This window comes from Aurantiacibacter sp. D1-12, assembly GCF_028858515.1.
Classification (GTDB): domain Bacteria; phylum Pseudomonadota; class Alphaproteobacteria; order Sphingomonadales; family Sphingomonadaceae; genus Alteraurantiacibacter.
On the sequence record NZ_JAPJZJ010000003.1, the window covers coordinates 414,424 to 434,375 of the forward strand.

Sequence of the window (19,952 nt, forward strand, 5' to 3'; positions counted from 1 at the left end):
ATGCGATACATCTCGACCAGAGGCAGCGCACCGGCGCTCGATTTCGAAGGCGTCACGCTTGCAGGCCTTGCCAGCGACGGCGGGCTTTACCTGCCGGAAGAATGGCCGCGTTTCACCGAGGCGGAAATCGCCGACATGGCGGGTCTCACCTACGTCGAGCTCGCGGTGCGCGTCATGGCGCCGTTCACCGCCGGGTCGCTGACCGAAGATGAGCTGCGCGCGCTCTGCACCAGCGCCTATGGACGCTTCTCGCATGCCGCGGTTACTCCGCTCACGCAGTTCGACCAGCAGCACTGGCTTCTTGAGCTGTTTCACGGCCCGACGCTCGCGTTCAAGGACGTGGCGCTGCAATTGCTTGGCCGCCTGTTTGAACACTTCCTGAGCAAGCGAGACGATCACCTTACCATCGTTGGTGCTACCAGCGGCGACACGGGCAGCGCGGCTATCGACGCAGTGGCAGGGCGCGAGGGCGTCGACATCTTCATGCTCCACCCGCATGGCCGGGTCAGCGATGTGCAACGCCGCCAGATGACGACGGTGCGCGCGCCCAATGTCCACAACATTGCGATCGAAGGCAGCTTTGACGACGCGCAGGCCACGGTGAAGCGCATGTTCACCGATGGCGACATGAACGGCCGCTTCCATATCGCGGCGGTCAACTCGATCAACTGGGCGCGCCTGATGGCGCAGGTGGTCTACTACTTCGCCGCCGCGCTCCAGCTGGGCGCGCCGCAACGCAAGGTCGCGTTCAGCGTCCCGACGGGCAATTTTGGCGATGTGTTCGCTGGCTATGTCGCGGCGCAAATGGGGCTCCCGATCGAACGGCTGATCGTTGCGACCAATGTGAACGACATCCTCCACCGTGCGCTGTCTTCGGGGGACTATTCTACGGGAAGCGTCACCCCTACCGCGGCGCCAAGCATGGATATTCAGGTCAGTTCCAATTTCGAACGTCTGCTGTTCTGCGAAGGAGGGCGCGATGGTCTGGCGCTCGCCGAACAGATGCGCAGTTTCGAAGCGAGCAAAGCGATGCAGCTCACCAACAGTCAGCGGGAGGGCGCGGCGAAACTGTTCACCAGCGCGCGGGCGGACGCTGACCAAATGGCCAGCGCAATGGCCTGGGCTTCGCAGCATTGTGGCGAGATCATCGATCCACACACCGCCATCGGCCTACACGCAGCCCGCGAAGCTGACCTTGCTCCGGACATTCCCGTCGTCACACTCGCCACCGCGCACCCGGCCAAGTTCCGCGACGCCGTGGAGCGGGCTACGGGTACGCGACCAGCGTTACCTGCGCGGGTCGGCGACCTCTTCGAGCGGGAAGAGGCATACACCACACTGCCAGGCACCTATGATGCGGTGCGTGACTATGTCGCCGAACATGGTACCGCAGTCGCCTGATGGCTGATCTCGCACCGACACCTGTGGTCATGGAAGGCCAGCCGTGGGAGCACTATGGCCTCATTGACAGCGGCAACGGCCGCAAGCTGGAACGCTACGGCTCCTACCGCTTTATCCGTCCCGAACCGCAAGCCATGTGGATGCCGCGCCTGTCCGAAGACGATTGGAAGGCCGATGCGGAATTCATTCCCGGCAGTGACGAAGACGGTGGCGGGCGCTGGCATTTTTCGGCCGATGTTCCACGCGAAGGCTGGCCCCTGTCGTGGAACGAGGTCAATTTTACTGCGCAATGCACGCCGTTCCGGCACCTCGGCTTCTTCCCCGATATGGCTCCGGTGTGGGACTGGATGCGCGGACAATTGGCCGGGCGCGACAGCGCGCAAACGATGAACCTCTTCGGCTACACCGGCGTAGGCTCGCTCGCGCTCAGCCAGTGTGGCTCGGTAACTCATGTCGATGCGAGCAAGAAATCGGTAGCGCAGGCACGCGACAACGCCGCGCTGTCAGGCATGGAGGATCGACCGATCCGCTGGCTGATCGATGACGCCGCCAAGTTCACCGCGCGCGAAGTGCGGCGCGGCAACCGCTATGATGGGATCATCCTCGATCCGCCCAAGTTCGGGCGCGGCCCCAAGAACGAAACGTGGCGGCTGGAGGAATCGCTCCCCGGCTTGATCGCCGATTGCCGCCAGTTGCTCGATGATGACAGCAAGTTCCTGTTCCTCACTGTCTATGCGGTGCGGATGAGCGCGCTTTCTATCGGCGGATTGCTGGCAGAGGCCTTTGCCGGGCTGCCGGGCATGGTTGAGTGCGGCGAGCTTGCTGTTCGCGAAGAGGGAGAGGGCGGCAGGCTGCTCCCCACCGCTATCTTCGCGCGTTGGTCTAACGGTTAGGAACAGCCTCGAGGTCTGCCAGAAATGCCTCGATGCGAGCTGCGTTGTAGCCCAGATCGCTTCCGCCAACGCGGCTGATGCTGCGCATGTCGACACGGGCGGTGCCATCGGCGATAGGCGTAATCTCTACTACTACGTCATCATAGAAACGGATGAACCCTGCAGTGGCGGTTGCTTCCAGCCGGCCGGCTTCGGGTGAATTCTCGGCCAGTTCCCAGCCGCGCTCTTCGGCCAGTGCGCGGGCATCGGCGATCACAAGATCGGGCGCCTTGTTGATGATGACCGGCTCCATATCGGGATAGCTTTCCCGATGGGCGGAGCGCCATGCCTCGATATCGCCTTCGTACATCTCGAGGAAATCGTCACGCAGGGTAAGCGTCTCGAACTGCGGGGGATCGTCCACGTCGGTGGTAATGTCATGCATGAACGGCGCGGCGCGGGCGGGCGCGATCACCTGCGTGTAGAAGACCCCGAGCATGACGAGCGATAGCACCAGCGCCAGCGGGTTGCACCATCCGGGACCGCGCTTGCGCACCATGCCGATCACGATGCCGATCACGGCAACCACCGCGATCGCGGCGTAGGGATACATCGTCATCATGAAGTAACGGAATCCGGTCAGCTTGCCGATCAAGTTATAGCGCGCCAGCACTAGCGATCCGAGCGCGATCAGCAGCATGATCAGCGCGCCACCCAGCGTGAAGTTGCCGATCCACCGTGTAATCCGCGACTTGGCGGGCTTGGCATCGGCGTCAGTTGCTTCTGCAGTTGTTTCTGTCGGCGTCTCTGTTGCCGTTTCGGGCGTGGTGTCGTCGCTCATTGGATGCTCCCCGGTTTGTGTGACCGGAATGGCCGTAGTCGCGCACTGCCGTCAAGGTGAATGCTTGCCAAGCGGCGCATCTCCTGCGATTTCGCCAGGCCTATGGCCGATAGTCTTTATCTCGAGCTCGTCGATTTCGAGCATATGGTTCACACCGGGATCTATTCCGAGGAAACCGGCAAGCCGCAGCCGCTGCGTTTCACCGTGCGTGCGCGGTTGAAGGCGAAGCAATTCTACGAGGCGGAGACCCCGCTCGAAGAGAGCAAGAATTACATGGACCTGAAGTTCGCCTGTTCGGAAGGACTGGGGGACAGGCATTACAAGCTAATCGAATCCGTGGCCGATCACATTTGCGAAACGCTGTTCCTGCAGGACGAGCGCGTCGAGGAGGTGCAGGTGAAGATCGTGAAGCTCGCGCTGAGCGAGGCGAACGAGCAGATCGGGATTACTTTGACGCGTGAGCGACCGTGACGCGCAACGACGCGATCATAGAGGTTGTCGGCCTACCTGCCGCGCCGCTTGATGCTGCCGCTGCTTTTCACCGGGAGTGGGTGCCAAAAGTCCGTGGTTTGATGCAGGAAAACAATGTTGTTGTGATCTTTGATCCCGCCGATCATACGCATCAGGGCTGGCGCCTTTCTGCTGTGCAGGAACTTGCCCGCGAGGCCGCGCCGCAGCGCGTCAACGGTGTGGAAAGCGAGGACGCGCAGGCCGTTTCCGAAACGCTGTTCTACCTGCAATCGGCAGATGGCGTAACCGGGCAGATATTCACGCTGGCGGAGTAACCCGCGTCTGCGCCTCCACGAAGTTGATCGGAAAGCCCAATCCCGCCATGAAAGACCTATGCGCAGCACCTCTCCCCTGATCGACGCTTTTGACCGCAAGATAACCTATCTGCGGCTGTCGGTAACTGATCGGTGTGATCTGCGTTGCAGCTATTGCATGCCCGAACGGATGCAGTTCCTGCCCAAGAAAGAGGTGCTGAGCCTTGAGGAGCTGCATGCGCTGGCCAAGGCCTTCATCGCGCGCGGCGTTACCAAGATCCGGTTGACTGGCGGCGAACCGCTGGTGCGGCGCGATGTGATCCGGCTGGTGCAGGCGCTGGGCGGTGAATTGGGTAATGGGCTGGAAGAGCTGACGCTCACCACCAATGGCACACAACTCGCGCGGCATGCACAGGCTCTGGCCGATGCGGGCGTGCGGCGCGTGAATGTTAGCCTCGATACGCGCGATCCGGCGCTGTTCGCAAAGCTGACGCGGCGTGACGAGCTGGGACGGGTGCTCAATGGGATTGCTGCAGCCAAAGCAGCTGGCTTGCATGTGAAGATCAACACCGTGGCACTGAAAGACCTGAATCAGGCGGAGATCCCAGTTTTGATGCAATGGGCGCATGCGCAGGATTGCGACATGACGCTGATCGAGGTCATGCCACTGGGTGAGGTGGAGGGTGACCGCGTCGATCATTTTCTCCCGCTGGCCGCCGTGCGCGATGAACTTGAACAGCGCTTTGTACTCACGCCTCTTGTAGAACGCACCGGCGGACCATCGCGCTATGTGCGGGTTGGTGAGACAGGCGGTAAGCTCGGTTTCATCACGCCTTTGACCAACAACTTTTGCGCCGGATGCAACCGCGTGCGGGTGACCGCGACGGGGCAACTCTATGCCTGCCTCGGCGGAGCGGAAAAGGTCGATCTGCGTGCGGCCTTGCGTTCGGATGATCCCGAAGGACAGGTCGCAAAGGCCCTGGATGAGGCGATGCGCATAAAGCCAGAACGGCATCACTTTGTCATCGCCGAGGGCAGCGAGTCTGTGCTCGAACGGCATATGTCGGTGACGGGCGGCTGATGGCGGTTCGGATCGTCTTTCTCGGCAAGCTTGCCGATCTGTCGGGTGAGGCGGAGCGGGAGGTTCCCGCGCCGCTCGACTGGGCGCAATTGCTCGCCTCGCTCGGGCCGGGCCTTGCCCAAGCCGTGGCCGATGGCACAGTCCGTATTGCGGTCGATGGCGAACTGCTGGCGGACAAGAGCATGCTCAGTGCACAAGCAGGCTCTGAAGTCGCGCTCCTGCCACCTGTATCGGGAGGCTGACATGGCGATAACCGTCGAGCTTGGTGGCACGCCGTTCAATCCCGGTGCCTATGTCGGCCCGTTTACCAATGCACACCCCGGCTTGGGTGGTGTCTGCACCTTTGTCGGGGAAGTGCGCGGGGAGGGTGGTGTCGAAGCGCTCGAGCTGACGCATTACGCGCCGATGACATTGCCCGGCATGGAAGCCCTTGCCGCGCGCGCGGTGGACCGTTTCGGCCTGATGGGCCTACTGATGATCCACCGCACGGGTGTGATGCGCCCCGGAGAACCCATCGTGCTCGTTTCCGCCTGCGCGCACCATCGCCGCGCCGCCATCGACGCGGTCGACTTCTGCATGGATCATCTCAAGTCACAAAGCTGGTTCTGGAAGCGCGAGAAACGCGCGGATGGCTGGCACTGGATCGAACCGCGGCAGGAGGATCACAGCGATCTGGCGCGGTGGAGCGAAGAAATCATCGAGGTTTGAGCAGGATCAAAGCGGCGTGAAGCGGATCGGTCCAATCCTTCCGAACCAGGAAGGAGTTTCACAATGGCCGAACAACTTACCCGCCAACAGATTGCCGAGGCTGCCGATGTCCGCACGGCACCGCCGGCGACCGATCGCAATGATCCGGTCGATCGGACATTCGAACTGCCCGTTGGTCTGCACGTGGCAACGGCAGGCTTCTTCCTCGCCTATGTCGTGATGATGGGGATCGGTTTCGCGCATCCTGAAATGATCATCCCGATTGTAATTTGCGGCCTGTTCGTCATCGCAGGCTTCGGTGTTCCAGCGGTGTGGACACGTCTTGCTCCCGGCACCAAGAGCAAGGCGCTGGCCTGGGGGCGTTTCCAGCAAGATGGAATCATGACCGCGTATGGCCGCACCACTGCACGTGATGCGACGGTTCAGGTTCTCATTCTGCCCGTTCTGATCTTCCTGTGGGGATTGGCAATGGTGACTATTGCCGCCTTGGTCTGAAGACCGAAGCGACCTTGGTCGTCAGCCACCAGTCTCCATACGCGCGGGATCGACAAGTTCGATTCCGCGCGTACCATTTCTACGGATCGCGCCCTCTTTTTCGAGGGAGCCGAGAGCACGACTCACCGTCTCGATAGTCAGGCCCAGCATGGAGGCCATTTCCCCCCGGGTCATGGGTAGGTCGAATTGCTGTCTGGGGTGGCAGGGCGAATCGCTTGCCGCTTGCGCCAGTGCCAATAGCAAGGCCCCGACCTGTTCGCTGGCACTGCGACCTGCCCCAAGGGCAAGCAGATTGCGCGCCTGGTGCAAGTCTTCCTGTGATCGGCGCAGCAATGCGCGCGCCAGTTTGGGATAGGCATCAAGCGCTGCGTCCATGTCTCGCCGTGCAAACACGCAAAGCTGCGAATCACTCAAGGCGATCACATCGTGCTCGGCAAACGGAGAAAACATCTCTCCGATGAAACCTGACGGGTGAATCAGCGCCAGGATGCGCTCGTTGCCGTCGGCATCGTAGCTGGACACTTTGAGCGCGCCTGAAACCAGTGTTGCGCAAGCCGTATCTTCGTCCCCGGCAGCGAACAGCACTTCGCCGCGCGTCAGTCGCCGTGTGCTGCCCGCTTTGGCAAGCGCACGCCGCTCCTCTTCGGAAAGCACCGCACAGGCCGCGCTATCGCGGACGGGACAGGTGTCACAGGCGATGCTCATCGCGGAATAGCCGCAAGCAGCGAAGCGATCGTTTCGGCCTGAGCAGATGCCATCGCGGCAACCGCGTCGCGTTCTTCTGCGAGCAGGGCGACAGCCTGCCCTTCGCTCGACGTGTCGACGTAGAGCGCGTCAATATCCGCTAGCATGACCGTCAGGCGGCCGTGGTGCGATTCGAGTATAGTCAGGGCGACTTGCGCATCGGACCATGTCTCGCTCCCCACAAAAGTGCCGCGAGCAGCGCCGATTCTAGCACGCACACCGGGTTCGGCAGCGGTGAACTCGCCATGCACGCCTCGCGCCTGCGCTGCCAGAGCCACGGCTTCCTCTACAGTCGCAGGTGGCGGGGACGGGGCAATGTACGGCGCTGCGGGTGCGGTTTCCATTTCGCCGACAATCCGTTCTCCGTCACGCATCGCGAGAGAGGGGTACTCTGCAGCAGGACTCGCGCAGGCGGCGAGTGGTATTGCAAGGGCGAAACAGGGCATAAGGCGAGCTTGCATCATCACCCGTGTGCCCTACATCGGGTTGGCGACGCTTTCCAGCGTACAATTGCCCGTACACTCTTGTTGCTGACTTCGGCCAAAAACAGCTGCAATTTGGCGTTCGGGTGGTTGACAGGCATCAGAGCTTGGCCTAACGGCTGCGCTCTTTCCGGTGCCCCTTTGGGCGCCCTTTTTTGTTGTTGTTATTTGGCGGCGATCCAGCGGCCTTGTGACGGGAACACCAGATAAACGGATTTAGCACCATGTTCGCAGTAGTGCGCACGGGCGGCAAGCAGTATCGCGTCGCCGAAGGAGACAAAATCGCGGTCGAGAAACTGGCTGGTGAAGCCGGTGAAACGATCACCCTGGACGATGTTCTGCTGGCTGGCGAAGGCGCCGACCTGGCGGACGCTTCCAAGGTCACGGTTTCGGCTGAGGTTATTGCCCAGGCGAAGAGCGAGAAGGTGACGGTCTTCAAGAAGCGTCGTCGTCACAACTATCGCCGCAAGAACGGCCACCGCCAGCAGATGACCCTGCTGCGCATCACGGCTGTGGGTGCTGGCAAGAAAGCCGCTGCGAAAAAGGCTCCGGCCAAGAAGGCAGAAGCTCCGAAGGAAGAAGCCAAGAAGGCCGCTCCGAAGAAGGCACCTGCCAAGAAGGCAGCACCTGCTAAGAAGGCTCCGGCCAAGAAAGCAGCTGCGCCGAAGAAGGAAACCGCTGCCAAGAAGCCGGCAGCCAAGAAGGCTCCTGCTAAGAAGGCTCCGGCCAAGAAAGCAGCCGCCAAGAAGACAGACAAGAAGTAAGACCGCCCTCGGCGGATCCACGGAGTAAGACACAATGGCACATAAAAAAGCAGGCGGTTCATCGCGTAACGGTCGTGATTCAGCCGGCCGTCGCCTTGGTGTGAAGAAGTACGGCGGTCAGGACGTGATCGGCGGCAACATTATTATTCGTCAGCGCGGTACGAAGGTCTACCCGGGCGTCAACGTCGGCATGGGCAAGGACCACACGCTGTTCGCGCTTACCGAAGGCGTCGTGCGATTCCACGATGGCAAACTCGGCCGCAAATACGTCTCGGTCGACGCCATGGCGGAAGCCGCCGAATAACCGGATGATCCGATAAGGGGGTCATCCACCGGGATGGCCCCTTTCGGAGCATAGAAAATCCGAAAAGCTGGAAGGAGATGGGGCCGACCCGTCTCCTTTTTTGATTCTCCTTCCGATGCCGGATCCGGCGCGCAGTTTCCTGTGCGACGGACTCAAAACTGCAATACCGGACGGCTAGTGGAGCCAGCGTCCGGCATGAGGGAGAGACCCGATGTTCATGCGTACCGAACGGCTGTTTCTGCGGCCCGTATTCCCTGAAGACTGGCGCGGCGTATATCGCGGCATTGCGGATGAAAATGTCGTCCGTAATCTTGCCCGTGCACCGTGGCCGTACTGCGAGCATGATGCGCGCAAATTCTGTGCGGATGCTCAAGCCGGTAGCGAGAACAAATTTGTCATTACCCTTCCGTCAGAACAAGGTGCCCCGATTATCGGGATGATCGGCTTTGGCCCACGCCAGGATGGCGGGCCCGACGAGCTTGGCTACTGGATTGGGCGCGCGTGGCAGCGCCGCGGCTTTGCCACCGAAGCGGTGCGAGGTGTAATCGAAGTTGCCGAAGCGCTTGGCCTGAAGGCGCTCGGCGCGGGCCATTACATTGATAATCCGGCCAGCGGCAAAGTGTTACGCAAGGCCGGCTTCACCGAAACCGGTGAGATTGACCGTACGATCTGCATGGCGCGTGGTGGCGAGATGCTCCCCACGCGGCGTTTCGTGAAGTGGCTGGGCGCGGATGCGGACAGCTATCGCCCCGCTGCTGCCTGAGTGATCAGGTGGTGGCGGGGCCATCCTTCGTGTTGGCCTGCTCAGGGAAGACCAGTGCCTGCTCATCGTCCCATCGCGCAATCAGGTCGCGATCATCGATGTCCCACGGATGGAAGCCGGGTTTGAAATAGCTCAGCCAGGCCGGGAAAATCTTGCGCAGAATACCGGGGGTTCCGACAAGATATTTGAAAAGCCGCCACTTTGCGCGCCACCCGGTGATGCCATCCTGTGCCATCAGTTCGACCGAATCGGTCGCGCGATTCTTCAGGAAGCGGTAGGTGACAAGCACCATGATCAGGCAGCGCATACGCCAGCGCTTCCAGTCAGACCATTCGCGGGTCGCGTGCAACCAGGTGTCGTAGGCGACGCCCTTGTGCTCAATCTCTTCCACGGCGTGCCACAGCCACAGCTGCACATCGCCCATTCCTGCACTGACGATAGAATCGGGATCGCGCAGGAATTCATGCGCAAATATGGCTGTAAAATGCTCCAGCGCGCAGGTGATGGCGAGCTGCACGATCTCCCGCTTCGACTGCGTCATATCGACCAGTGATTTGACGCGCGCATCGATTGCAGTGAGATCATATCCCGCATCAGCAACGGCGCGATTGAACGCGATATGCTCGCGCGAATGGTTCACTTCCTGCCTGATAAAATCGCGGATCTCGGCGGCAAGTTTTGGCGGAACGCTATGCCGATGGGCTTTCACCGCCTCGATAAACATAGCCTCTCCACGCGGGAAACTGGCAGACAGGGCCGCGAACCACGCTGAAGCAACAGGATCGACGCCGCGTTTGCGCTCTACGCCACGACCGAAGCGGCGGTTACGCACGGTAATACCGGGGGTTTCGGTGCGGTCGGCTTGCCAGTGGGGGGTGGCGGTCATAACATTCACTCCAAGGCGTTCGCCTGCTCAAACTGACACTCGTGTTAATAGGTTACTGACACATATGTCAACAAAGAAAAGATGGAGCCCTGAAGAGAGCCGTGCCGCCGCGCTTGAGGCGGCGCGCGCGCTGCTCATAGAAGCCGGACCACAGGCCGTCACCCTAAAAGCGGTCGCATCGCGAATCGGGCGCACCCACGCCAACCTGCTCCATCATTTCGGCAGTGCTGCAGGCTTGCAGAAGGCACTGGCCGCGCATCTGGCGCAGACGGTTTGCGATACGATTGCCGATGCCGTGCGGGCGACGCGCGCAGGGATCGGTAGCCCACGTGAAGTGGTTGACCTGACATTCGATGCGATGGGCAAGGAAGGCGGCGGTGCCCTGGCCAGCTGGATGCTCGCATCGGGCAACGAAGACGCGCTCGATCCGATTATCGGGGCGGTCCACAAGCTGGTGCACGATCTGGCACCCGAAGAGATGGATCACGCCAACGAAATGGCGATGCACGAAAACACCTTCACACTGGTGCTGCTCGCTCTGGGTGATGCTTTGGTCGGAGAACCGCTGGCCGAATCGCTCTCGGTCAAACGCTCGGTCGCCCGAGAACGTGCCGAAGAAATGCTGATCGCGGCCTTTATCAAGACCTACGGGCAGAACGCCTAGCCTTCAGCCGAGAGCCGCATCCAGTCGGGCACGTGTTCGGCCGGGATATCATCTACGCGCAAATGATCCACTGCCAGCCCAAGCGCAGGATACTCCGCCTTGCGACGCTTCTCCTGTGATTGCTCCAGTGGAACCACCACCAGTCGCCGATTGACCTTGCTGCGCCAGTTCATCCGCGCGGTGTTTTCCTGCCCGATATAGCAGCCCTTGGTAAAGCTGACGCCGTTCAGCTCGACCGCGTTGGTCTCCAGCCACAGGATATCGCCAAGCTCCGCAAAACCTTCTGTCACGCCGTGCGAAAGACGGTAGGCAAGATATTGATCATCCACGCCTTCGATCCTGTCGAGGAACTGCGCAACGCGGCGGAAACCGAGTGCCAGAAGACGGGGATCGGGGGATGCTTCGTCAAACCGGTCCGTGGACCAGAACACGCCCAGCTCCGCGTCAATCGCAATGTCGATCTTGCGGCGGAGGCGATAAAGCGTCAGGCGCTTGACCAAATCATGTGCGCGGTCGGCTTCGCAATCGAGCAGCACCGCATCACCGTCACGCCACACGATCATATCGAACATCGTCTTGCCCTGCGCGGTCAGTAGCGCGGCGTAGGTCGGGCCATCGCCGCTCACATCATTCGTCAGCAAGCCCTGCAGAAAGCCGATGGCATCCTCGCTCGCGTCCTGCGGGGCAACGCGCACCACGGCGCGGTTGTTCAATCGTCCAAAGGTCATGGGTGACAGATAGGGCGGGGCGCGGCATAGGCAATGCCATGATGACCTCGCTCACCATTCGCCGCCCCGATGACTGGCATGTCCACCTGCGCGATGGCGCCATGCTGGAAGGCGTTGCCGAATACACCGCGCGCCAGTTTGCCCGCGCGATTGTAATGCCCAATCTGACCCCGCCGGTGACGACGGTGGAGGCCGCGCGCGCCTATCGTGACCGCATCCTGGCCGCGGTGCCCGATGGCATGGCTTTCGAGCCGCTGATGACCTGCTACCTCACCGACAATCTCGATCCGGCAGAAGTGCGGCGCGGGTTTGCAGAAGGTGTGTTTACAGCGGCAAAGCTCTATCCAGCCGGAGCCACCACCAATTCGGATAGCGGCGTGACCGATGTCGCCAATATTCGCGGCGTGCTGGAAGTCATGGCGGAGATCGGCATGGTTCTGTGCGTGCACGGCGAAGTGACACATGCCGATATCGATATTTTCGATCGTGAAGCGGTGTTTATCGAACAGGTGCTTCGCCCATTGATCGCTGACCTGCCAAACCTCAAAGTGGTTTTTGAGCACATCACCACGGCGGATGCAGTACAATTCGTCGAAGGCGCAGGCGCGAACGTCGCCGCCACGATCACTCCGCAGCATCTCCACATCAACCGCAATGCCATGCTGGTGGGCGGGATGCGGCCGCATGCCTATTGCCTGCCCGTCGCCAAGCGCGAGCAGCATCGCCTTGCCCTGCGCGCGGCTGCGACGAGCGGGAATCCCAAGTTCTTTCTCGGCACCGATAGCGCGCCGCATGCGCGCGAAGCCAAGGAAAGCGCCTGCGGTTGCGCCGGAATTTTCAACGCTCCCTATGCGCTGGAGAGCTATCTCGCCGTGTTTGAGCAGGAAGGGGCTATCGAGCACTTCGAGGGCTTTGCCAGCCTCAATGGCCCGGCCTTTTATGGCTTGCCGGTCAATGAAGACATGGTGACGCTCGAAAAGTCCGGCAACGGCGTGCCCGATACCATCTCTGCCGGTGGCAGCGAGCTTGTGCCTTTCCATGCCGGCGAAGCACTCGGCTGGACATTCAAGGGTTAGGCTTTCGCTGCCGCTCTTGCGTCGCGGCTTTTTGACCAGATGTCCCAGCTAAACAGCGCCGCCGCGCTCCAGATGGCCAGGAATGCCGCGAGCTGGGCCGGGCGCAGTTCCTCACCGAAAACGGTCAATCCCAGCAGGAAGACTACGGTCGGCGCGATGAACTGCATGAAACCGATCAGTGTGTAGGGCAGTGCGCGTGCGGCACTGGAGAAAAGCAGCAGCGGAACCGCTGTCATGATCCCGCCTGCCAGGATCGCCAGCGTTTCCACCGTTTCACGGCCGAATGCCGTGCCACCCGCGCCCCATTGCACCCATGCGAGATAGCCCGCCACGATGGGAAGCAGGATGATTGCTTCCACCGTCAGACCGACCAGCGGCCCGGCGTCCACCGTCTTGCGCAGCAGACCGTAGATTCCGAAGGTAATGGCCAGCAGCAGGCTCAGCCACAGCGTGGTGAGAGCGCCCGTCGCCAGTGCGCCAACCGCCAGGGCAGCCATGCCGACAGCGGCCCATTGGCGCCTGGAAAGTGTCTCTCCCAGAAAAACAACGCCCATCACCATCATCACCAGCGGCAAGATGTAATATCCAAGGCTTGCAGCGTAGACATAGGTGTTCTGGATCGCCCAAATATAGCCAAGCCAATTGATCGCTACCATCGCCGCACTGCCCATCAGGGTCAGCACGATCTTGCGGTCTGTCAGGCAGCGGCGCAGCTCTGGCCAGCGGTCACGCAGGCCGATGAAGACTAGGCAGATCGGCAGAGTGAACAAGGTTCGCCATGCGACGAATTCCACCGCCGGGACCTCTGCCACCAACAGCAGGTAAAGCGGCATAAAGCCCCAGAACATATGCGCTGTGAACGCATAGCCGATAGCGCGAGGCTTGCTTGCCGCGATGTCAGGAGACTGGTTGCTCACGCGCGCAGCGTTAGCTGTCTTTGAAGCCCACGCCAACGCTGGCGCGCGGTTGCTCCATTTCCGTACTTGTCACCGGATAGGCGCAATAGTCCGCTGCATAGAATGCTGCCGGGCGGTGATTGCCGGAAAAGCCGATGCCTCCGAATGGTGCTGCGGAGGATGCACCATTGGTCGGCCGGTTCCAGTTGACTATCCCTGCGCGTACATTCGCCCAGAAGCGGTTGTACTGCTGCGGCGTTCCCCCCACCAGCGATGCCGAAAGGCCGAAGCGGGTATTGTTCGCCTCTGCAATTGCAGCGTCGAAATCATCGACCTTGATGACTTGCAGCAGCGGACCGAACAGTTCGACGTCGGGTCGTTCGTCCATCGCGGTCGTGTCGATAATGCCGGGGGTGACGAAAGGGAGATCGTCATTCAGGCGGCGCATATGCTTGATAGCTTTGCCACCGTGTGAAAGCAGATAGACGAAGCTCTCGGTCAGCTGGTCCGCCGTCTGGTTGTCGATCACCGGCCCCATAAACGGGGCGGGCTCATCATGCGGAGCGCCTACAATGATGCGGTCGGTCAGCTTTTTCAGCTCGGCCATCAGCTCGTCATACATCGTGTCTTTGACGATCAGGCGTCGCGCGGCCGTGCAACGCTGGCCAGCGGTTGTGAATGCCGATTGTACGATCAGCGCGGCAGCATCGGTAATCTTGGGCGTATCCCACACGACGATGGGGTTGTTACCGCCCATCTCCAGCGCGAGGATCTTGCCCGGATCGGTGGCGAGCTTCTTGTTGATGGCAATGCCCACTTGAGCAGAGCCGGTGAACAGAACGCCGTTCACATCGCGGTGCGCGACGACCTCCTTGCCTTCATCGGGGCCGCCGATCAGCAGTTGCACGACACCTTCGGGAATGCCCGAACGGTTGAACAGCTCGACCAGCTTTTCGCCTACAGCCGGCGTTTTTTCCGACGGCTTCAGGATCACGCAATTGCCCGCTATCAGGGCGGGAACCATATGGCCGTTGGGCAAGTGCGCGGGGAAGTTGTACGGACCCAACACCGCCATGATGCCGTGCGGCTTGTGGCGTAGCGCTGCGGTTCCCTGCAGCGCGCTGTCGAGCTTGCGCTGCCCCGTGCGATCGGCATAGGCGCGGACAGAGATGTCGACCTTGGCCATGACCGCTTCGACTTCGGTGCGGGCTTCCCACAGCGGCTTGCCCGTTTCGCGCGAAATCAGGTCTGCCAGCTCGTCCTGGTCCTTGAGCACTTCGTTGGCAAAGCGGCGGATCAGCTCGATCCGGTTGGCGAGCGGTTGTGCAGCCCAATTGGGCCATGCCTTGCGCGCCGCACGGACGATGGAATTTACATCACCGTGCGCCCCGCGCCACAGCTCGGCACCCGTGGCCGGCTCGAAGGAGATCAGTTCTGATGGGCTGGACAAGTTCGAAGTCCCGTTTGTTCTGTTTGCTGGCCCCTAACGTGTCATGCGGGCGAACGCAAAGTCTCGAATCAAATGTAAACCGGCACGTTACAGGGCGGTTCAGGCCTCTTCTTCAGCGCAATCGCCCAACCGCTCTCCGCTAATTGCCATTTCCAGCGACATCGGGCCCATTCCGCCGCCCATGTCGCCGTCAACATTCACTGTCATGGCGTAACTTGTGGGCCCATAGGTGCCTTCCATCACCACATTGACCGGGCCGGTAGGGCTTTCGCAGACGGCTGAGCCGCGGATGACCCCGCCATCCATCGTGAGATCGCTGTATTCGCAATCGTCACCGGCATTGTTGAAGATGCTCGTCGGGCCTTCGTCGACATCCTGCTGGGTGAGGCAGCTTTCTGATGTCGTTCCCTCGCCGCCAAGCGACGCCTGTACGGCTTGTGTAATCTCAGGCGGAGCTTCGGGTGACAAAGTGATGTCGGTCATCACAACAGTGGTTGCCCAGTTGCCGGGCTCGATTGTATTCATCGACGCAGCCGTTGCTGCCAGTGCGATGCCTGCCAAGATAACTTTCACGAAAAGATCCTCCGGTTTCCTGTTTATCGCGCTCGATAGCACGGTTGGTGCCCAATGCACATTGCGGTGATTGACTATGCGTGACCCTGTGCTTTCGGCGCTTCGCCCAGGGCATTACCCATGCGGCGGATCGCGGTGACCTTGTCGTGCAGCGGTTGCCAGTCGTCGCGTTCGTCTATGGCGGACCAGAGCGTTTCGACCTCGTCGATCAGCATGCTCTGTTCGATGCCGTCTGACCAGTAAGCATGGTCGCCAGTGAGGGGTTTATAGCCCTCCAGCGTCTCGGCTAGCCTGCCTTCCGCTGCGCGGCCTTCACGGTGGCGGTAGAAGAATGCGTCCGGCCCGATCTTGGCCTCTCGCATGGTTACTTCGGCAGCCTCGACCAGTGCGGCATCGCGCTCTGGACCCTGCTGCGCCACACCCAGCCGCCAGCAGAAGCGCCGCATCATGGCTTCGCCGTAAAGCGGCCCGAAGCGTTCGAGCGCGGCAATCAGTGGCTTGCTTTCGGCAAGTGGTCGGAGCGCGATGGCGAATTGGTGCAGGTTCCAGCGGATAGCTTCGGGCTGGCGACCGAAGGCGTAGAGGCCGGTCTGGTCGAAGTAAGCGGCTGTGAAAGACGGTTGCCAGGCAGGCAGCCAGCGCCATGGGCCATAGTCGAAGCTTTCGCCCGAAATGTTCATGTTGTCGGTGTTGAGTACACCGTGGACGAAGCCTGCGACCATGTAGCTCGCCGCCAGATCGGCAAGGCGCTCGGTCACCTGATGGAGCAGGATTACCGCAGGCTCGTCTCGCCCCGGCGCGTCTTCGGGCGGAGGCGGGCCGGGGAAGGCATCGAGGCAGTAGTCGACCAGCTTCTTCAAAGCGGTGTGCTCCTCCATTACCATCAGGCGCTGGAAGCTACCAATGCGAATATGCCCGTGGCTGAGGCGCACCATTACGGCGGAACGGGTGGGAGAGGGCTCGTCATCACGCCACAGCTCCTCGCCAGTTTCGACGACGGAGAACGTCTTGGAGGTGTATACTCCGAGTGCTTCGAGCATTTCGGTCGCCAGGATCTCGCGCACAGCACCCTTCAGCGTCAATCGGCCATCGGCGGTGCGACTATACGGTGTGGTGCCGCTGCCCTTGGTGCCGCAGTCGAGCAGCCGCCCAGCGCCGTCACGCATCTGGGCAAACAGGAATCCACGCCCGTCGCCGATTTCGGGATTGTAGTTGCGAAACTGGTGCCCGTGATATCGCAGCGCGAGCGGCTGGGGCAGGTTGTTTGGCAAGGCTTCGAACGCGCCGAAATGCCGCACCCATTGCTCGTCAGACAGGTCGGCCAGCCCCACCGCTGTGTCCCACCGGCGATTGCGAAAGCGCAGTTCGTGGCGGGGAAAGCGCGCGGCTTCCACCGGATCGGCCAGAAATCCGGCAATTTCGGTGATTTTCGTGTCCGGTGTGTATTCGGCAGGTTGCGGTTCGGCGCGCATGTTTGCATTAGTGGCGCTCTGCAAGCGTCACCGCAAGGTGGCGCGTGAAACAGGGGAATACGATTGAGCGTACCCGCCTTTGAAGACGGCACCTGGCAAAGCGGCGACGGGCTGACATTGCACTACCGCGATTACGCTGGGCGGGATGATCGCCCGCCGATCCTGTGCATCCCCGGCCTGACCCGCAATGCGCGCGATTTCGAGCCTGTGGCCGATGCCTTTGCTGGAGAGTGGCGGGTGATCTGCGCCGAACTGCGCGGGCGCGGAGAGAGCGACTATGCGAAGGATTTCTCGACTTACACGCCGTCCCAGTATGTCGAGGACATTGTGGCTCTGCTCGATGCGATTGGCGTGTCCAAGGTTGTTTCGATCGGAACATCCCTGGGTGGCATCGTGACCATGCTGATGGCTTTCATGCATCCGGGAAAGCTAGCGGGCGTGGTGCTCAACGATATCGGTCCTGATGTCGAGGAAGCCGGGCTCGACCGGATCAAGGATTATGTCGGGCAGGGGCGCAGCTATCCCACGTGGATGCATGCCGCGCGCTCGCTCAGGGAAGGCAATGCCGACGTCTACCCTGATTACGACACCAAGGACTGGCTCCGCTTTGCGAAGCGGCTGTGCGTGGTCGGCAACAATGGCCGCATCAGCTACGATTACGACATGCACATTGCCGAACCGTTCAACGAACCACCGCCCAAGCCGGTCGACATGTGGCCGCTGTTTGCAGCGCTGGGCGACGTGCCGGTGCTGGCCTTGCGTGGCGAGTTATCGGATATTCTCTCTGCCAAGACGCTGCAGCGAATGACAAAGGAGATGCCCGCGATGGACGCGGTCACCGTGCCAAACGTCGGGCACGTGCCGACCTTCGAAGAACCCGAAGCGCAGCAGGCTGTGGCGACATTACTGGGCAAGGTCGCATGAGCGGCAAGGTCCCCAGGATCCTGCATCTGCATTCAACCTTCGATCCCGGAGGCAAGGAACTGCGCTGCGTCCGGCTGATCAATGCCTGGGGCAAGGAAGTCGATCACGCTATCGTCTCGGGCGATCTGGAGAAGCGCAATGCCGCGCACCTGATCGGCAAAAAGCCGAAAATCAGCTGGCCCAAGTTCCCCTCGCTACGTGGCAACCCGACTCCGGGACGCTTGAAAAACCTGGCGCAGGCGATGGCCGGATATGACCTCATCTGCACCTATAACTGGGGCGCGATCGATGCCGTGATGGCGCACACGATCTTTGCCGATGCCTTCAAGTTGCCGCCGCTGGTTCATCACGAGGATGGCTTCAACGAGGATGAGGTGCATCGTCTGAAGCGTCGGCGGAATATCTACCGCAAGATCGCATTGGGACGCACCGCCGCGCTGGTGGTGCCTTCTGCCAAGCTGGAGGATATCGCGCTCAACGTTTGGTCGCAGCCGCGCACTCGAGTGCGGCGCATTCCCAACGGCATCGATACCCGCGCCTTTGCCGCGCCCGCCAAGCGCGACCTGCTGCCCGGGCTGATCAAGCGCAAGGACGAGTTCTGGCTCGGCACACTCGCGGGGTTGCGCAAGGTCAAGCAGCTCGATGTGCTCGTGCGCGCGCTTGGTAATATGCCCGCCGAATGGCAATTGGTAATCGCGGGTGAAGGGCCCGAACGTGATGCGCTGCTGGCCGAGGCGGAGCGGCTGGGGCTGGAAGACCGCGTGCACCTGCCCGGTTTTGTGGCAGAACCTGCCAAGCTGATCGGCCTGTTCGATATGTTCGCGCTATCCAGCCAGTCTGAACAGTTTCCGATCTCTGTGGTGGAGGCGATGTCGGCCAGCTTGCCCGTCGTTTCGCCGCGTGTGGGTGATGTCGGCTCCATGGTGGCGAGTGATAACGGCCCCTATCTTGTCGAGTCGGGCGATGAGCATGCTCTTGGCGAATCGCTCGCCCGGCTGGCGGTTGATCCCGAGGCACGCAAACGGATCGGCAAGGCCAACCGCGACAAGGCGCGCGCCGAATTCGATGAAAACAGGATGATCGAGCGCTATCGCGGGCTCTACTGGGGCCTGATGCAGAAGTACCCGCAGCAATAATTGTGCTTCATCGGCCATTCACTGCAGCGGGGACACGCTAGCATCTTGGATTGAAAAGCGCCGCCCATCCGCTAGGGAGGGGCGCAACAATAGCAATCTGCAAGTTAGACTAGACACGTGGCACGCACACCGACCGAAACCAACCTGCCTGACAAGGCCAAGCCCGAAACACGCAAGGACGCAGAGCAGGAAATGCTCATGCGCGAAGTGGACGAGGCTGTCCGTCAGGATGAAGTCACCGATTTTGCCAAGAAGTACGGCTGGCCGGTGGGTATTGGCCTGACGATCGCGATGGCGATTTTTGGTGGCGTGCTGTTCTGGCAATCGCAGACCGAAGCGGCGCTTGAAGAACGCTCTGAATCACTCGTGATGGCAATGGACGAGCTGGAAGCCGGCAATGTTGACATTGCCGATGGCGAGCTGGCGCAGCTTTCTGACGGGACCGATGGTGCCGCTGCAGCCGCCGCTATGATGCGCGCTGGTATCGCCATCCAGCAGGACCGGATCGATGATGCGGTGGCCCTGTTCGATAGTGTCGCGAACAATACCGAGCTGCCCGCAGAGTATCGCGATATCGCCGCCATCCGGTCTGTAACCCTACAGTTTGACGATATGGAGCCGCAGGCGGTTATCGATCGTATCGGTCCGCTCGCGCAGCCGGACAACGCCTACTATGGCAGCGCCGGAGAACTGGTGGCACATGCCTATCTCGCGCTCGACCAGCGCGACCAGGCAGGACCGCTGCTGGTGGCCATTTCACAGAATGAAGACGTGCCCGGCAGCATTCGCGGCCGTACACGTCAGCTCGCCGGCCTGCTTGGCTTCGACCCGATTGACGATGTCGATGCCGCACTGGCGGAAATTACCGGTGAAGACGTGCCTTCCGAAGGCGAAGTCGAGCTGGTCGAGTAAGGATTTCAACTATTCC

25 protein-coding genes are annotated in these 19,952 nt (G+C 61.1%); 16 read left to right on the forward strand and 9 right to left on the reverse strand.

From position 1 onward, the window contains the following. Together thrC and OOZ52_RS08980 are read left to right on the forward strand one after the other, a co-directional pair. Positions 1–1,401: a threonine synthase gene (thrC, locus tag OOZ52_RS08975; RefSeq protein WP_274698169.1), complete on the forward strand. Its 1,401-nt coding sequence runs from the start codon at positions 1–3 to the stop codon at positions 1,399–1,401. Beyond that, positions 1,401–2,294: a class I SAM-dependent methyltransferase gene (locus OOZ52_RS08980; RefSeq protein ID WP_274698170.1), complete on the forward strand. Its 894-nt coding sequence runs from the start codon at positions 1,401–1,403 to the stop codon at positions 2,292–2,294. The genes thrC and OOZ52_RS08980 overlap by 1 nt, the downstream gene beginning before the upstream one ends. Here OOZ52_RS08980 and OOZ52_RS08985 read toward each other — a convergent pair. Continuing rightward, entirely contained in the window at positions 2,284–3,114 is an 831-nt protein-coding gene (locus OOZ52_RS08985; protein WP_274698171.1) for a DUF1499 domain-containing protein, read from the reverse strand. The two genes, OOZ52_RS08980 and OOZ52_RS08985, sit on opposite strands and share 11 nt — an antisense overlap. Positions 3,115–3,216: 102 nt before the next feature. On the opposite strand from OOZ52_RS08985, the gene OOZ52_RS08990 reads away from it, so the two are divergent. The 6 genes from OOZ52_RS08990 (at position 3,217) to OOZ52_RS09015 (ending at position 6,162) form a co-directional block, all read left to right on the forward strand. After that, positions 3,217–3,585 (forward strand): dihydroneopterin aldolase, encoded by a 369-nt coding sequence (locus OOZ52_RS08990; RefSeq protein ID WP_274698172.1) that lies wholly within the window; start codon positions 3,217–3,219, stop codon positions 3,583–3,585. Then, positions 3,582–3,899: a Rossmann fold domain-containing protein gene (locus tag OOZ52_RS08995; RefSeq protein WP_274698173.1), complete on the forward strand. Its 318-nt coding sequence runs from the start codon at positions 3,582–3,584 to the stop codon at positions 3,897–3,899. The genes OOZ52_RS08990 and OOZ52_RS08995 overlap by 4 nt, the downstream gene beginning before the upstream one ends. A gap of 58 nt (positions 3,900–3,957) precedes the next feature. Further along, complete coding sequence (moaA, locus tag OOZ52_RS09000; protein ID WP_274698174.1) at positions 3,958–4,959, forward strand: GTP 3',8-cyclase MoaA; 1,002 nt, start codon at positions 3,958–3,960, stop codon at positions 4,957–4,959. Beyond that, positions 4,959–5,201 (forward strand): MoaD/ThiS family protein, encoded by a 243-nt coding sequence (locus OOZ52_RS09005; protein ID WP_274698175.1) that lies wholly within the window; start codon positions 4,959–4,961, stop codon positions 5,199–5,201. Before moaA ends, OOZ52_RS09005 begins: the two co-directional genes overlap by 1 nt. Before the next feature lies 1 nt (position 5,202). Further along, a complete protein-coding gene (locus tag OOZ52_RS09010) occupies positions 5,203–5,667 on the forward strand; it encodes a molybdenum cofactor biosynthesis protein MoaE (RefSeq protein WP_274698176.1) in 465 nt (154 codons plus the stop codon). Positions 5,668–5,730: 63 nt separating this feature from the next. After that, positions 5,731–6,162, forward strand: coding sequence for a hypothetical protein (locus OOZ52_RS09015; protein WP_274698177.1), 432 nt, complete (start codon positions 5,731–5,733; stop codon positions 6,160–6,162). 21 nt (positions 6,163–6,183) lie between these two features. On the opposite strand, the gene OOZ52_RS09020 is transcribed toward OOZ52_RS09015, so the two are convergent. Further along, entirely contained in the window at positions 6,184–6,867 is a 684-nt protein-coding gene (locus tag OOZ52_RS09020) for a Crp/Fnr family transcriptional regulator (RefSeq protein ID WP_274698178.1), read from the reverse strand. Beyond that, positions 6,864–7,370, reverse strand: coding sequence for a hypothetical protein (locus OOZ52_RS09025; RefSeq protein ID WP_274698179.1), 507 nt, complete (start codon positions 7,368–7,370; stop codon positions 6,864–6,866). The genes OOZ52_RS09020 and OOZ52_RS09025 overlap by 4 nt, the downstream gene beginning before the upstream one ends. 242 nt (positions 7,371–7,612) lie before the next feature. On the opposite strand from OOZ52_RS09025, the gene rplU reads away from it, so the two are divergent. The 3 genes from rplU to OOZ52_RS09040 all read left to right on the forward strand — a co-directional run bounded on the left by rplU (position 7,613) and on the right by OOZ52_RS09040 (position 9,219). Continuing rightward, entirely contained in the window at positions 7,613–8,152 is a 540-nt protein-coding gene (gene rplU / locus OOZ52_RS09030) for a 50S ribosomal protein L21 (RefSeq protein WP_274698180.1), read from the forward strand. Between the two features lie 34 nt (positions 8,153–8,186). Then, positions 8,187–8,456: a 50S ribosomal protein L27 gene (gene rpmA, locus OOZ52_RS09035; protein WP_274698181.1), complete on the forward strand. Its 270-nt coding sequence runs from the start codon at positions 8,187–8,189 to the stop codon at positions 8,454–8,456. 211 nt (positions 8,457–8,667) lie between these two features. After that, the gene (locus OOZ52_RS09040) at positions 8,668–9,219 is read left to right on the forward strand and encodes a GNAT family N-acetyltransferase (protein ID WP_274698182.1); all 552 of its coding nucleotides are present in this window, start codon (positions 8,668–8,670) and stop codon (positions 9,217–9,219) included. Positions 9,220–9,223: 4 nt separating this feature from the next. Here the strand turns inward: OOZ52_RS09040 and OOZ52_RS09045 are convergent, their stop codons facing one another. Then, on the reverse strand, positions 9,224–10,105 hold the full coding sequence (locus OOZ52_RS09045; RefSeq protein WP_274698183.1) for a metal-dependent hydrolase: 882 nt from the start codon (positions 10,103–10,105) through the stop codon (positions 9,224–9,226). A gap of 64 nt (positions 10,106–10,169) precedes the next feature. On the opposite strand from OOZ52_RS09045, the gene OOZ52_RS09050 reads away from it, so the two are divergent. After that, positions 10,170–10,769 carry a TetR family transcriptional regulator gene (locus tag OOZ52_RS09050; RefSeq protein ID WP_274698184.1) on the forward strand — a complete coding sequence of 200 codons (600 nt, stop codon included), beginning with the start codon at positions 10,170–10,172 and terminating at the stop codon, positions 10,767–10,769. Here OOZ52_RS09050 and ygfZ read toward each other — a convergent pair. Beyond that, entirely contained in the window at positions 10,766–11,497 is a 732-nt protein-coding gene (gene ygfZ / locus OOZ52_RS09055) for a CAF17-like 4Fe-4S cluster assembly/insertion protein YgfZ (RefSeq protein WP_274698185.1), read from the reverse strand. The two genes, OOZ52_RS09050 and ygfZ, sit on opposite strands and share 4 nt — an antisense overlap. 38 nt (positions 11,498–11,535) lie before the next feature. Here ygfZ and pyrC point away from each other — a divergent pair, with 38 nt between their 5' ends. Next, positions 11,536–12,573, forward strand: a complete 1,038-nt coding sequence (gene pyrC / locus OOZ52_RS09060) for a dihydroorotase (protein ID WP_274698186.1) — start codon at positions 11,536–11,538, stop codon at positions 12,571–12,573. Here the strand turns inward: pyrC and rarD are convergent. The 4 genes from rarD to OOZ52_RS09080 form a co-directional block, all read right to left on the reverse strand. Further along, positions 12,570–13,490: an EamA family transporter RarD gene (rarD, locus tag OOZ52_RS09065; RefSeq protein WP_274698187.1), complete on the reverse strand. Its 921-nt coding sequence runs from the start codon at positions 13,488–13,490 to the stop codon at positions 12,570–12,572. The two genes, pyrC and rarD, sit on opposite strands and share 4 nt — an antisense overlap. A gap of 10 nt (positions 13,491–13,500) precedes the next feature. After that, positions 13,501–14,919 carry a succinylglutamate-semialdehyde dehydrogenase gene (astD, locus tag OOZ52_RS09070; RefSeq protein ID WP_274698188.1) on the reverse strand — a complete coding sequence of 473 codons (1,419 nt, stop codon included), beginning with the start codon at positions 14,917–14,919 and terminating at the stop codon, positions 13,501–13,503. Between the two features lie 99 nt (positions 14,920–15,018). Continuing rightward, the gene (locus OOZ52_RS09075) at positions 15,019–15,492 is read right to left on the reverse strand and encodes a DUF3617 domain-containing protein (protein WP_274698189.1); all 474 of its coding nucleotides are present in this window, start codon (positions 15,490–15,492) and stop codon (positions 15,019–15,021) included. A 74-nt stretch (positions 15,493–15,566) separates the two neighbouring features. Beyond that, complete coding sequence (locus OOZ52_RS09080) at positions 15,567–16,964, reverse strand: protein adenylyltransferase SelO family protein (protein ID WP_274698190.1); 1,398 nt, start codon at positions 16,962–16,964, stop codon at positions 15,567–15,569. A gap of 63 nt (positions 16,965–17,027) precedes the next feature. Between OOZ52_RS09080 and OOZ52_RS09085 the strand changes: the two genes are divergently transcribed. From OOZ52_RS09085 to OOZ52_RS09095, 3 genes are all read left to right on the forward strand, one after another. Then, positions 17,028–17,888, forward strand: a complete 861-nt coding sequence (locus OOZ52_RS09085) for an alpha/beta fold hydrolase (RefSeq protein ID WP_274698191.1) — start codon at positions 17,028–17,030, stop codon at positions 17,886–17,888. Next, positions 17,885–19,024: a glycosyltransferase family 4 protein gene (locus OOZ52_RS09090; protein WP_274698192.1), complete on the forward strand. Its 1,140-nt coding sequence runs from the start codon at positions 17,885–17,887 to the stop codon at positions 19,022–19,024. The genes OOZ52_RS09085 and OOZ52_RS09090 overlap by 4 nt, the downstream gene beginning before the upstream one ends. A 117-nt stretch (positions 19,025–19,141) precedes the next feature. Next, on the forward strand, positions 19,142–19,936 hold the full coding sequence (locus tag OOZ52_RS09095) for a tetratricopeptide repeat protein (RefSeq protein ID WP_274698193.1): 795 nt from the start codon (positions 19,142–19,144) through the stop codon (positions 19,934–19,936). The last annotated feature ends 16 nt before the right edge of the window (positions 19,937–19,952 follow it).

Bases quoted from the DNA above. Each gene is read 5' to 3' on its own strand.
- thrC (WP_274698169.1), top strand. From the start codon at position 1: ATGCGATACATCTCGACCAGAGGCAGCGCACCGGCGCTCGATTTCGAA.
- OOZ52_RS08980 (WP_274698170.1), top strand. From the start codon at position 1,401: ATGGCTGATCTCGCACCGACACCTGTGGTCATGGAAGGCCAGCCGTGG.
- OOZ52_RS08985 (WP_274698171.1), bottom strand. From the start codon at position 3,114: ATGAGCGACGACACCACGCCCGAAACGGCAACAGAGACGCCGACAGAA.
- OOZ52_RS08990 (WP_274698172.1), top strand. From the start codon at position 3,217: ATGGCCGATAGTCTTTATCTCGAGCTCGTCGATTTCGAGCATATGGTT.
- moaA (WP_274698174.1), top strand. From the start codon at position 3,958: ATGCGCAGCACCTCTCCCCTGATCGACGCTTTTGACCGCAAGATAACC.
- OOZ52_RS09005 (WP_274698175.1), top strand. From the start codon at position 4,959: ATGGCGGTTCGGATCGTCTTTCTCGGCAAGCTTGCCGATCTGTCGGGT.
- OOZ52_RS09010 (WP_274698176.1), top strand. From the start codon at position 5,203: ATGGCGATAACCGTCGAGCTTGGTGGCACGCCGTTCAATCCCGGTGCC.
- OOZ52_RS09015 (WP_274698177.1), top strand. From the start codon at position 5,731: ATGGCCGAACAACTTACCCGCCAACAGATTGCCGAGGCTGCCGATGTC.
- OOZ52_RS09020 (WP_274698178.1), bottom strand. From the start codon at position 6,867: ATGAGCATCGCCTGTGACACCTGTCCCGTCCGCGATAGCGCGGCCTGT.
- OOZ52_RS09025 (WP_274698179.1), bottom strand. From the start codon at position 7,370: ATGATGCAAGCTCGCCTTATGCCCTGTTTCGCCCTTGCAATACCACTC.
- rplU (WP_274698180.1), top strand. From the start codon at position 7,613: ATGTTCGCAGTAGTGCGCACGGGCGGCAAGCAGTATCGCGTCGCCGAA.
- rpmA (WP_274698181.1), top strand. From the start codon at position 8,187: ATGGCACATAAAAAAGCAGGCGGTTCATCGCGTAACGGTCGTGATTCA.
- OOZ52_RS09040 (WP_274698182.1), top strand. From the start codon at position 8,668: ATGTTCATGCGTACCGAACGGCTGTTTCTGCGGCCCGTATTCCCTGAA.
- OOZ52_RS09045 (WP_274698183.1), bottom strand. From the start codon at position 10,105: ATGACCGCCACCCCCCACTGGCAAGCCGACCGCACCGAAACCCCCGGT.
- OOZ52_RS09050 (WP_274698184.1), top strand. From the start codon at position 10,170: ATGTCAACAAAGAAAAGATGGAGCCCTGAAGAGAGCCGTGCCGCCGCG.
- ygfZ (WP_274698185.1), bottom strand. From the start codon at position 11,497: ATGACCTTTGGACGATTGAACAACCGCGCCGTGGTGCGCGTTGCCCCG.
- pyrC (WP_274698186.1), top strand. From the start codon at position 11,536: ATGATGACCTCGCTCACCATTCGCCGCCCCGATGACTGGCATGTCCAC.
- OOZ52_RS09080 (WP_274698190.1), bottom strand. From the start codon at position 16,964: ATGCGCGCCGAACCGCAACCTGCCGAATACACACCGGACACGAAAATC.
- OOZ52_RS09090 (WP_274698192.1), top strand. From the start codon at position 17,885: ATGAGCGGCAAGGTCCCCAGGATCCTGCATCTGCATTCAACCTTCGAT.